Here is an 11,767-nt window from a genome sequence, read left to right as displayed (position 1 = left end):
TCCTACCATCGCCCTCACCCGCCGATCGGGAGTTCGTACAAGGGGTAAATTGACCCTTTTGTACCCCACAAACTCCAAGATCGTCCGGGTTTTACTCCGCTCGGTGGGCTCTGATCTCGTGACCGACGCTTGTCAAGCACCGCCCGGATGACAGATCGAAACGCCACCCGTGCAGCTGGCAGGTGAGCTGGTTGCCCTCGACGATGCCGAACCGGGTCAGGTCGGCCTTGAGATGTGGGCAGCGTCGCTGTACGACCCAGTCTCCCAGACGAATGTCCTCTTTGTCCGCGTTCTTGAGATGCTCGTCGTACCAGCCCTCGGCGTACTGCAGCCGCTCCTCGGATAGGCACTTGAAGAACGCGTAGACGAACTCGTTGTACTGCCCGATCCGCGCCGCGGAGAACCGGCACGACAGGAACAGCGAGTTGACCCAGTCGACCTCGTCGATGAACAGCAGGTGCTCCACCAGCGCCCGCTCGGTCCGGAACCGGTACCGGACCTTCTCGTCCCCGTACGGCCGCACCTGCTTACCCGGGAAGTCCACCACGATCGACTCGACCGACTCGCCGTCGTAACCGACCAGGTCGAAACGCACCGGCCCGCCCACACCCTTGGCCAGGTAGAGCGACTCGTCCAGCAGCGGCTCGATGACCCGCTTCATCTCCTTGAGCACGTCGATCTCGGGGTGCCGCCACGACGCCTTCTCGGCCTCGATGATCGGGCGCTTACGCTCCCGCATCTCCTCCAGGTGCGCCTTCTTGTTGGCGAAGAACTCGTCGACGTCGGTCGGGTGCGTGGTCGTACACGAATCCGCCGTCACCTCGGCGACCGACCCCGGCAACAGCACCACCCCGTTGGTGCCACCGACCTTCGCGTACTCGCGCATGAACACCGACTGGTCCGGGAAGATGTTGCCCTCGTCGCCGAAGACGTCGTTGAACTGCCACAACTCGTCGTCCAGGAAGCACGGCGGACCCGCGATCGGAAAGACGTGCGACGCCTTCAGATCGTCGATGTACCGCCACGTCCGGTCGAACTGCCGGTCCCGCTTCTGCTTGCCGAACGCGGTCTTCGCCGCCTGCGGCAGCTCGTAGACCATCGGGTACCAGATCGCACCCGAGAACTGCAGCATGTGCGCGTGCACGTGCCCCAACTCGGCGAACGTGGACAAGTCAGACGGGCGCGCGTCGTTCTGGTTCAGCAGCCGCACACCGTCGTACTCCACCCACAGCGACGAGTCACCGATCGGCCCGTCCGTCGGCGAGGTCAACGCCTGGATCATCACCTTCAGCCCGCCGTCGAGCTCCACGACCTCATTGGTCTTCGTCTCGATGAAGCTCGTGAACCCCAGCTCACGCAGTTCGTCTTCCAGCTCACTGGTCGGGTACTCCGGCAGCAGCACCGTCGCCTTCTTCGACACGAACCGCGTCAGGTGCGCCGCGTCGAAGTGGTCGCGGTGCAGATGCGACACGTACAGGTAGTCGACCTGCCCCAGGCTCTCCCAGTCCAGCAGCGAGTTGTCCGGAAACGGGAACCAGGAAGCGAAGTACGCCGGGTTGACCCACGGATCACAGAGGATGCTGCCGGCGGCCGTGTCGATCCGCATACTCGCGTGCCCCGTACCGGTGATGCGCACCGCATCTACTCCCTCGATCAGGCTGCTGTCCCGTCTCGACGCTACCGGTACCGCGCGCGGACTCGCCGCCGGGGCGTGCCAGACTAAGTCCCGAGATCCGTTCGAGGGAAGGACCAGAAGTGGCGGGAAGCGAGCCGGTGACCTCACCCGACCAGCACAAGCCGGGGCACCGCAAGGCGAGCCGGATTGGCGGGATCGTCACCATCCTGGCGCTGCTGGCCATGCTGGCCGGCAACCACACTGGCCGCACCGAAGACATCTTCCTGATCGCGATCGCTGCTGGCATCGCGGCCATTCTCATCGGCGACGTGGTCCTGCGCCGCAACGGCCTGCGCTCGTAGCTCGTAGCTCGTAGCTCTTAAAGGGCGGGGCGCTCGACGCGCCCCGCACTCTCACTGGCGGCGCAGGATGTCCTGTACCGCCTTCAGGGCGGCGTCGACCTCGGCTTCGAAGTAACCGCCCGGCACCAGCCCAAACTGCGCCTGGTCGAGCTCGGCCGGGTTCATCGGCATCGGCCCGCGCCCCGTCACCGCCGCCAGGATGCCGTCGAAGAGCCGGTCGACCTGCACCGGGTCGTATCCGCTGCCGAACCGGCGCACCTGGAACTGGCGGCGCATGTGGTCGATGCGCTGGAGCTCCGGCGGCAGCCCACCCATCGGCGGCGGACCGCCCATCGAAGGGGCGCCCATCGGACCGTCCATCCCGCGGTCGGGCATGCGGATCTCGGCGGTCATGTCGGCCTTGCCGTGCCGGCCGGCCGCGAACCCGTCGAACCGCTCCTCCGGCCCACCGAACCGGTCAGCCCCGTACCCGGGACCAGGTCCACCGGCCGCGAACCCGCCGCTCGGCGCGTCGAACCCGGCCCGCGACGGAGGCCCGTCCATGCCACGCGACGGGAGCTTGTCGAATTCACGAGAGGGCCCGCCGAAGTCACGCGACGGCGGACCGTCGAACTCACGGGACGGCGGACCGTCGAAGTCACGCGATGGCGGCCCATCGAACTCACGGGACGGCGGACCGTCGAACTCGCGCGAGGGACCGTCGAAGCCGCGGTCGAACCCACCGCCGCGCGGCCCACGCTCGAACCCACCACGGTCGAAGCCACCGGTCGGGTCGTCGTACTGCCCATACGGGTCGCGAGCCGACGCGCCCTGCACCGGCATGGGGCGGGGCGGCATCCCGGAGGGCGGTGGCATGCGGTCGTCGCGCACCGGCGCGATCCGCTCGGTCATGCCGCTGCCCATGCCGTTGGAGACGCCCATGCGATCGGGCGGCCCCATCCGGTCAGGCGGGCCCATGCGGTCGGGCGGGCCCATCCGGTCAGGCGGGCCCATCCGATCAGGTGCGCCCATGCGGTCGGGCGGCCCCATCCGGTCAGGAGCGCCCATGCGGTCCGGGGCGCCGCTCCGGCCGTAGCCGCCGCGCTCCTCGAGCTCGGCGAGCTGCCGCTCGACCCGGTCGAGGTGCAGGTCGACCTGCCACTCGTCGTATCCGCCGAAGCGCACCCGGAAGACGACGTCGTGCACCTCCTGGGAGGCGACCGGCGCGCCCATGGGCTCGCCGGCGAGGGTGGCCTCGACCCGGTCCAGGAAGGCGTCAACCTCGTCGACCTTGTACCCCCGACGAAGCGCCCGACGCCGGAAACGCTGACCCTGACTCGCCACCTATGTCACCTTCCGTCCGCGCTGCCGGTCTCACTGGCGGCCAGCTGCCCGCACGCACCATCGATCTCTCGACCTCGAGTGTCACGCACCGTGGTCGACACGCCCGCAGCGCGCAACCGCCGCACGAACTCGCGCTCGACCGGTTTGGGGCTCGCGTCCCACCTGCTGCCCGGGGTGGGGTTGAGCGGAATCAGATTGACGTGCGCCAACCGGCCGGCGAGCAGCCGACCCAGCAGATCGGCGCGCCACGGCTGGTCGTTCACGTCCCTGATCATCGCGTATTCGATGGACACCCGGCGACCCGTACGAGCGGCGTAGTCCCACGCGGCGTCGAGCACCTCAGAGACCTTCCAGCGTTGGTTGACCGGCACGAGTTCGTCGCGCAGCTCATCATCGGGTGCATGCAACGACAGCGCAAGGGTTACGGAGAGTTCCTCTTCCGCCAACTTCCGCATTGCCGGCACCAGACCCACCGTCGAAACGGTGATGTGACGCTGTGACAGGCCCAGACCCTCGGGAGCCGGTGCGCACAGCCGCCGGATCGCCTCGATCACCCGGGCGTAGTTTGCCAGGGGCTCGCCCATGCCCATGAACACCACATGCGAGAGCCGCGGCGGCGATCCGCTGACCGCTCCGGAGGCGGCGACGCCCGCCAAGTAGACAGCCTGGTCGACGATCTCGGCGGTCGACAGGTTGCGCGTCAGGCCGGCCTGGCCGGTGGCGCAGAACGGGCACGCCATGCCGCACCCGGCCTGACTGGAGATGCACACGGTCACGCGGTCCTGGTACCCCATCAGGACGCTCTCGACGAGCGCGCCGTCGTGCAGGCGCCACAGCGCCTTGCGCGTGGCGCCGTCGTCGCACGCCATCTCGCGCACAGCGGTGAGCAGCGTCGGCATCAGGCTCTCGGCCAGGCGCTCGCGCGCCGCCGCCGGCAGATCGGTCATCTGGGCGGGATCGCGCACGAGCCGGCCAAAGTAGTGCGTGGAGAGCTGCTTGGCACGAAACGCCGGCTCGCCCAGCTCGACGACCAGCGCTTGGCGACCAGCCAGGTCAAGGTCGGCGAGATGGCGCGGCGGACGCGCCGGGCGGCGCGGTGGCGCGCCGGTCGACAGCGGGAGTACGGGCAGGCTCGTCATAGCCCGTCCAGTCTCCCATGAGCACGCACCATGCCGTCAGCCCGGCGGTGCCGCGAAGAGCGTGAGCAGCAGGTACGCCGTCGGCGCCGCGAAGAGGATCGAGTCGAGGCGATCCATCAACCCTCCGTGCCCCGGTAGGAGCTGGCTCATGTCCTTGATCTTCAGATCGCGCTTGATCATGGACTCGGCCAGGTCACCGAGCACCGACGCCACCGAAACCGCCAACCCGAAGACCGCTCCCCACCACGGCTCGACGTCGAGCAGCAGCATCAGGATCACGGCACTGCCCAGGGCGGTCGCCAGCAGCGAACCGGCGAAACCCTCCCACGACTTCTTCGGGCTGACCGACGGCGCCATCGGGTGCTTGCCGAAGAAAACACCGGCCGCGTACCCGCCGGTGTCCGACAGCACCACCGCGGCGAGCGCGGCGACGACCCGCTTGCCGCCGTCTTCGGGTGCCGCGAGCAGCGCCGCGAACCCGGCCAGGAATGGCACGTACACCGCGATCAGCGTGGACGCGGTCAGGTCGCGCTGGTAGCCGCGTGGCCCGTCGGCGAGGCGCCACACCATCGTGGCCAGTACCGTCACGAGCAGCCCGAGAAACAGCGCGTCCGGCCCCGCGTACCAGGCAAGGCCCGTCATGACGACGCCGCCCGCGACCAGCGGGACCAGCGGCGGACGCGCCTCGATCGCGCGGACCGCGCGGACCATCTCCCAGATCCCCACGCCGACCGCGATGGCGATCACGCCGAGAAACGCCTGCTTCCAGACGAAAAGCGACACGAGCACGATCGCGCCCAGCGTGACACCTACGCCGATCGCCGCTGGCAGGTTGCGGCCCGCGCGCCCCGGCGCACGGCCCTTACGGCGCCGGCCAGGACCGGGTCGGCGCGGTCGCACCGGTTCCGGTTCGGGGTCGTTTCGCTCGATTTGAGGGTACGCCGCAGTGGGCGGCTCGTCGTCCGGATATCCGTCGACTCTGGGGCGGTCAAGGTAAGACATTACCCTCGAGCCCCCTTTTCGCGGTCAGTTGAGCCGAGCGTACTGGCAGTCGTGCGGCCAGCCGTAACCGGTGCATCATGACTGTATGTCGAAATTGATGAGCATCATTCTGTCAGCGACGATGGCCGGCTCCGGCGGCGCGGCGGCCTGCCCTGATTCGACGGTCTGGCAGCGCACGTTCCGGTCAGTGTCGGTGACCGAGAACGGCCAGCCGCGGGCACTGGTGCCGGGCACCAGGATCCGGATCGACTTCCCCGACGGCAAGGTGAACGCCGGCGCGGGTTGCGGCCAGATCAACGGCGCCGCCGCCATCAACGGCTCTCAACTGGTGGTCAGCGGCGTCAACCTGTTCCGCAACGGCTGCACCAACGACGCGGCGTACGCCCAGGACGCCTGGCTCGCCGCGTTTCTCGACCGCGACCCGACCGTCCGGCTGCACGGCCACAAGCTGGTGCTCACCGACGGCACCATCCGGTTCACCCTCACCGACAGCCCCGCCGTGGCGACCGACCCGCCACTGATCGGCACGTACTGGGTCATCGAGGCGCTCGTCGAAAACGGCGTGACCACCACCCCGCGGCCCTTCCCCCAGCCGTACCTGGTCTTCCAGGCCGACGGCACGGTGGTGGCGTTCGCCGGGTGCAACTGGATCACCAGCTCGGCGGCTCACCACGACGGCGGCGCGACGCTGGGCGAGGCCGACACCACGAAGCGGTCCTGCGCCATCGAGAACCCGCTGTTCGAGAACCGCTTGTTCGCCGTGCTCGACGCGGGCGAGGTCACGCTCCAGATCGAGGCGGGCCGCCTGACCGTCGACCGCGCCGGCGGCCCCGCCCTGCTGCTGCGCTCCGAGTCCTGAGGCTCAGACCTCGAGGAGCTCGGCTTCCTTGTGCTTCACGAGCTCGTCGACGTGCGCGACGTACTTGTGGGTCAGGTCGTCGAGCTCCTTCTCGGCCCGGCGTACCTCGTCTTCGCCCGCCTCGCCGTCCTTGACGATGCGGTCGAGCTCTTCCTTGGCCTTGCGGCGCACGTTGCGGATGGCGACCTTGGACTCTTCACCCTTGTGACGGGCCACCTTGATCATGTCGCGGCGGCGCTCCTCGGTCATCTGCGGGAGCACGATGCGGATCTGGGTGCCCTCGTTGCTCGGGTTGACACCGAGGTCGGAGTCGCGGATCGCCTTTTCCATCGCGCCGAGCTGCGACGCGTCGTACGGCTTGATGATGGCCATCCGCGGCTCGGGGGTGCCGACGGACGCCATCTGCGTCAGGGGGGTGGGGCTGCCGTAGTAGTCGATAATGATCTTGGAGAACATCGCCGCCGTCGCACGGCCCGTGCGGATCGCGGCGAACTCCTCCTTGGCGTGGTCGATCGCCCGATCCATCTTGTCTTCGGCCTCGAGGAGCGTGTCGTCGATCACTGTCTCCGTCGCCTCCTTCCCTAGTTAGCAGTGATCAAGGTGCCGATGCGATCGCCGCCGACCGCCTTGATGATGGTGTCGTCACCCTCGGCGCCAAACACGAGCATGGGCAGCCCGTTGTCCATGCACAAGCTGAACGCGGCGGCGTCGGCCACGCGCAGGCCGCGGCGCAGCGCCTCGCCGAAGGTCACGGTGTCGAGCTTCGTCGCCGTCGGGTCGATGCGCGGGTCGGCGGTGTAGACGCCGTCGACGCCGTTCTTGCTCATCAGCACGACGTCGGCGTGGATCTCCAGCGCGCGCTGGACCGCCACGGTGTCGGTGGAGAAGTACGGCATGCCGGCGCCGGCACCGAAGATGACCACGCGGCCCTTTTCCAGGTGCCGGATGGCGCGCAACGGAATGTACGGCTCGGCGACCTGCGCCATCGTGATCGCCGACTGCACCCGGGTCTCGATGCCCTCTTTCTCCAGGAAATCCTGGAGCGCGAGGCAGTTCATCACCGTGCCCAGCATGCCCATGTAGTCGGCGCGCGCCCGGTCCATGCCACGCTTCTGCAATTCGGCACCGCGGAAGAAGTTGCCGCCGCCCACCACCACGGCGACCTGCACGCCACGCCGTACCACGCTGCCGATCTGCCGCGCGACCGCCTGGACCACGTCGGGGTCCACGCCGACCAGGCCCCCGCCGAACACCTCACCCGACAGCTTCAGAACGACCCGCCGCGACCGCCCCGGCGGAGGTGCGATCGGATCCTCCGTCGCCTCGTTAGCAACCGCATGCGTCATCCGAGCCGCCTTCCGTCCGGTGAGAGCCTGCCGTTCACAGTATGTGACGAGGAGGCCGCGGTGTCTGTCGCGTACACCCGCGGCCTCCTCGTTTTCGTCTCGGGTCTGGCCGACCTCTTGTTGCTTAGGCCTGGCCGACCTCGTAGCGCAGGAAGCGCGTCACGTCGATGCCCGCCTCCGCGAGCACCTGCTTGACGGACTTCTTGTTGTCGGCGACCGACGCCTGCTCCAGGAGCACGTAGTCCTTGAAGAAGGCGTTGACCCGACCGTCGACGATCTTGGGCAGAGCCGCCTCCGGCTTGCCCTCCTCGCGAGCGGTCTGCTCGGCGATCCGGCGCTCCGACTCGACGACATCGGCCGGCACCTCGTCACGCGTGAGGTACTTGGGCCGCATGGCCGCGATCTGCATCGCGACGCCGCGCGCGTCGGCGTCGCCGGCCTCGTCCGACTTGCCGCTGTACTCGACGAGCACGCCGACCGCCGGAGGCAGGTCCTGGCTCTTGCGGTGCAGGTAGACGGCGACCGTGCCGTCGACCCGGCCAAAGCGGTTGACGACGAGCTTCTCGCCGATCTTGGCGGAGAACTCCTGGACCGTGTCGGCGACCGTGCGGCCGTCAGCCAGCGCGACGCCGAGCAGCGCCTCCGCGTCAGCAACGCCCGCCTGCTCGCCCTGCTGGACGATCTCCTGGGCCAGCGCCACGAAGTCGGCGTTCTTGGCCACGAAGTCGGTCTCGCAGTTCAGCTCGAGCAGTGCCTTGCCCGAGTGGGCGACGAGCCCGTTGGCGGCGGTGCGCCCGGCACGCTTGCCGACATCCTTCGCGCCCTTGACGCGCAGGACCTCGGTGGCCTTGTCGAAGTCGCCCTCGGCCTCGTCGAGCGCCTTCTTGGCGTCCATCATGCCGGCGCCGGTCAGGTCGCGGAGCTTCTTGACGTCCGCGGCGGTGAAGTTGGCCATGACTCTCTCTTTGGGTGTGGGTGTGCTGGCTGGGGCGGGCTTTACTCGGCGGCGGCCGTGGCGGGCTCTTCGGCCTGCTTCGGCTCCTCGGCCAGCTTCGGCTCGTCCGCCTTCTTCTCGGTGTCTTCGAGCAGCTCGCGCTCCCACTCGGGCAGCGGCTCGTCAGCGCCCACCACGCCCGGCTCCGGCTTCTCCTCGGCACCGCTGCCGCGGGTCGCCCGGCCGGAACGCGCAATGAGACCGTCGGCGACGGCGGCGGCGACCACCCTGGTCAGCAGCTCAGCCGAGCGGATCGCGTCGTCGTTGCCCGGGATCGGGAAGTCGACCTCGTCCGGGTCGCAGTTGGTGTCGAGCACCGCGATGACCGGAATGTTCAGCTTGCGGGCCTCGTCGACAGCGATGTGCTCCTTCTTGGTGTCGACCACCCAGATCGCCGACGGGGTCTTCTGCATGTCGCGCAGACCACCAAGGGTGCGGGTCAGCTTGTCCTTCTCGCGAGACAGCTGCAGGGTCTCCTTCTTCGTGTAGCCCTGCGCGGTGCCCGTGAGGTCGAGCGACTCCAGCTCCTTCATCCGCTGAAGGCGCTTGTAAACCGTCTGGAAGTTCGTCAGCATGCCGCCCAGCCAGCGGTGGTTGACGAAGGGCTGGCCGACGCGGGTCGCCTGCTCGGCGATCGCCTCCTGGGCCTGCTTCTTCGTGCCGACGAAGAGGATCGTGCCGCCCTCGGCCACCGTGTTGCGCACGAAGTCGTACGCCTTCTCGATGTAGTCGAGGGTCTGGCGCAGGTCGATGATGTAGATACCGTTGCGCTCGGTGAAGATGAAGCGCTTCATCTTCGGGTTCCAGCGGCGAGTCTGGTGCCCGAAGTGGACACCGCTCTCCAGCAGCTGGCGCATGGTCACTACGGCCATGGTGAGGTGCTCCTTGACTATTCCCTGGTTGTCACGCCGGGCCGGCTGGCCAGGCGTCCTAGCGCCTGATCGCCGGCCAGCGTGCCCCGACGAAAATCGGGACCAGGGGACCGTCGCCCCAAGGACAGTGCCGCGGGGAGGGCGCGCGAGGTCGACCGCCGAGGCGGTCGCCAATCGCCAAGTGTACGCCCCTCCCCTCCCACCCCCCGACGTCCCCCACCTCCCCGCATCCGCTCCGCACTTCCCCGCTCGCCGCACTCCCTCCGCTCCCCACGCCGCACGCCCTGCGCCGCACGCTCTCCGCTCCCCACGCCGCGCTCCCTCCGCTCCTCGCGCCGCGCGCCCTGCGCCGCGCGCCCTGCGCAGGGCGCCCTGCGCCGCGCGCCCTGCGCCGCGCGCTCCGCGCCGGAGGCGCGCTCTCCCCGTCGATCAAGGGCGAATGCACGTGGTTGGATCTCTGATCCGGGCGTGGGCGGCGTGCCGCGTGCGTGGCACGGCGTGTCGCCACGCCGCTTCCGCCGATCAAGGGCGAATGCACGCGGTTGGATCTCTTTTCCGCGTGCATTTGCCCTTGATCCATGCGAATGTCCTTGATCGGCGCAGGCGTGGTGGTGGGGTGGGGCGCGTGACGGGCGCTGCTCGCGCCGCGCAACGAGCGCCGAACCGCAAGCGCCGCCCACCGGCGCCGACCACGCCCGGCTGCCGCACTGCGGCCTCATTCCCGAGATCTTGGCCGTCGCGGCGCTGCGGCGACAGAACCCGGAGTCCGGCGCACGGCAGAACGGCCTGGTGCGGTCGCGGACCTGGCAGCGTTCCAGCGCCGCAGCACCCGCCCGACGCGATGCGAGTGGCCCGCGCGGACAAGACCACCGCACGAACAAGGACGCCACACACACAAAGGCCACCGCGCGGACAAGGACGCCGTGCGGGCAAGACCACCACGCAGGCCCGCCGATCAAGGCCAAGTGCATCGATCAAGGGCAAACGCACGCGGAAATGAGAGCCAAGCACGTGCATTCGCCCTTGATCGGCGCTGCCGGCGTGGCGACACGCCGTGCCGTGCCGGCCGCGCGGCGCCTGCGCGAGGATCGGAGATCAAACCACGTGCACTCGCCCTTGATCGGCGGAAGCGGCGTGGCGACACGCCGCACCACGCGCGCCGCGCGGCGCCCGCACCCGGATCAGAGATCCAACCATGCGCGCTCGCCCTTGATCTGCGGGAAAGCCGCCGGAGGCGGCGCAACGCATCCCTAGCCACGCAGGGCGACGCCGGGGCTAACAGCGCCGCGTGCAGCACGCCGCAGCCCGCAGGCACGGGGCCGGGCGGCGCAGCGCGAGGCGGGAGCGGCGCGGACCGGTGGCCGCGGTTATGGGCCGGCGGCCAGGGCAGCTGCTAGGAGCAGGATCAGGGCGATCGGCAGGTACGCCGCGGGTGGGCGGAGCCAGACGTGGATGCCGCCGCCGGCCTCCGGGCTGAGCCGGGTGGCGCCGGTCACCAGGGCGTAGAGGCCCAGCGCGAACAGTGGCAGCCCGATCACCAGGAACAGGCCGGATACCAGGCCGGCCGCGGACACCGGGCCACCGATCGCGGCATCGAGGAAGAGCCGCAGTGCCGGTACCTCGAAGATCACCGTCAGTGCCACCAGTGCGAGACCCACGGCGGGACGGCGGGTCCGGTACACGCCGTCGCCCACGGGGGCGATCGGCGCGGAGGGACGGCGCAGCGAAGCCCGGTCGATCGGTTCGGCGTGGAAACGCGCAGGCTCCGGCTGTGGCGGCGCCAACGGCGACGCGACAGGAGGCCCCAAAGGCGACGCGACAGGAGGCGCCAGAGGCGGTGCGACCGGCGGGGGTACGGACGGTGGCTGGAAGGCGGGCGTGCCCGAAGGGTTGGCGATCGTCAGGCCGAGTTCGACCGCGTACCCACCCTGGGCTGCGGACGGCGGGTACGGCCCCGTGTCGGCGGGGCGAGGTGAAACCGGCGCCACCGCCCCGGTCGGCTCCTCCAGGGGCTGGCGGGTCGATTCCCTCGCGGCCGCCGTCGCGAGCGGGTTGCCGGCGTCGTTCAAGCCGTACGGGAGCGCCGCGGTCAGCGGATCGCCATCGAAGCCGTCGTGCTGCCCGCGAGGCCCGGGGATCCGGTACCCGTCCCACTCCTGCGGAGCACCGTTCCAGCGTTCACCTTCCACCGGCGCACCGTATTCGACCAGCAGCGATCCGCGCTACCTGTCACCTGTGACGGCGGTCGCTGCGGC

Annotated in this window: 10 protein-coding genes and 1 pseudogene; 2 read left to right on the top strand and 9 right to left on the bottom strand. The window is 69.5% G+C overall.

The window, feature by feature from the left end; all coding sequences use genetic code 11:
- Positions 1 to 91: 91 nt before the first annotated feature.
- Positions 92 to 1,636, bottom strand: a complete 1,545-nt coding sequence (locus QMG73_RS07630) for a Rieske 2Fe-2S domain-containing protein (protein WP_281893356.1) — start codon at positions 1,634 to 1,636, stop codon at positions 92 to 94.
- Between the two features lie 119 nt (positions 1,637 to 1,755).
- On the opposite strand from QMG73_RS07630, the gene QMG73_RS07625 reads away from it, so the two are divergent.
- Complete coding sequence (locus QMG73_RS07625; RefSeq protein WP_281893355.1) at positions 1,756 to 1,977, top strand: DUF2631 domain-containing protein; 222 nt, start codon at positions 1,756 to 1,758, stop codon at positions 1,975 to 1,977.
- Between the two features lie 51 nt (positions 1,978 to 2,028).
- Here the strand turns inward: QMG73_RS07625 and QMG73_RS07620 are convergent, their stop codons facing one another.
- From QMG73_RS07620 to QMG73_RS07610, 3 genes and pseudogenes are all read right to left on the bottom strand, one after another.
- Positions 2,029 to 3,300 carry a DivIVA domain-containing protein gene (locus QMG73_RS07620; RefSeq protein ID WP_281893354.1) on the bottom strand — a complete coding sequence of 424 codons (1,272 nt, stop codon included), beginning with the start codon at positions 3,298 to 3,300 and terminating at the stop codon, positions 2,029 to 2,031.
- Positions 3,301 to 3,305: 5 nt separating this feature from the next.
- Entirely contained in the window at positions 3,306 to 4,439 is a 1,134-nt protein-coding gene (gene rlmN / locus QMG73_RS07615) for a 23S rRNA (adenine(2503)-C(2))-methyltransferase RlmN (protein WP_281893353.1), read from the bottom strand.
- A 36-nt stretch (positions 4,440 to 4,475) separates the two neighbouring features.
- Positions 4,476 to 5,396, bottom strand: a pseudogene (locus tag QMG73_RS07610) (phosphatidate cytidylyltransferase); the annotation flags it as partial.
- 142 nt (positions 5,397 to 5,538) lie between these two features.
- Here QMG73_RS07610 and QMG73_RS07605 point away from each other — a divergent pair.
- Complete coding sequence (locus QMG73_RS07605) at positions 5,539 to 6,300, top strand: META domain-containing protein (protein WP_281893352.1); 762 nt, start codon at positions 5,539 to 5,541, stop codon at positions 6,298 to 6,300.
- A 3-nt stretch (positions 6,301 to 6,303) separates the two neighbouring features.
- Here the strand turns inward: QMG73_RS07605 and frr are convergent, their stop codons facing one another.
- The 5 genes from frr to QMG73_RS07580 form a co-directional block, all read right to left on the bottom strand.
- A complete protein-coding gene (frr, locus tag QMG73_RS07600) occupies positions 6,304 to 6,861 on the bottom strand; it encodes a ribosome recycling factor (RefSeq protein ID WP_281893350.1) in 558 nt (185 codons plus the stop codon).
- 20 nt (positions 6,862 to 6,881) lie between these two features.
- Complete coding sequence (pyrH, locus tag QMG73_RS07595) at positions 6,882 to 7,646, bottom strand: UMP kinase (protein WP_281893348.1); 765 nt, start codon at positions 7,644 to 7,646, stop codon at positions 6,882 to 6,884.
- A gap of 124 nt (positions 7,647 to 7,770) precedes the next feature.
- Positions 7,771 to 8,601, bottom strand: a complete 831-nt coding sequence (gene tsf, locus QMG73_RS07590; protein ID WP_281893346.1) for a translation elongation factor Ts — start codon at positions 8,599 to 8,601, stop codon at positions 7,771 to 7,773.
- Between the two features lie 41 nt (positions 8,602 to 8,642).
- Positions 8,643 to 9,512, bottom strand: coding sequence for a 30S ribosomal protein S2 (gene rpsB, locus QMG73_RS07585; protein ID WP_281893344.1), 870 nt, complete (start codon positions 9,510 to 9,512; stop codon positions 8,643 to 8,645).
- Between the two features lie 1,367 nt (positions 9,513 to 10,879).
- Positions 10,880 to 11,701 (bottom strand): hypothetical protein, encoded by an 822-nt coding sequence (locus QMG73_RS07580; RefSeq protein WP_281893343.1) that lies wholly within the window; start codon positions 11,699 to 11,701, stop codon positions 10,880 to 10,882.
- Positions 11,702 to 11,767: the final 66 nt, after the last annotated feature.

It is taken from the genome of Phytohabitans aurantiacus (assembly GCF_027923225.1).
Classification (GTDB): Bacteria; Actinomycetota; Actinomycetes; order Mycobacteriales; family Micromonosporaceae; genus Phytohabitans; species Phytohabitans aurantiacus.
This window is presented reverse-complemented; position numbering and strand designations above follow the sequence as displayed.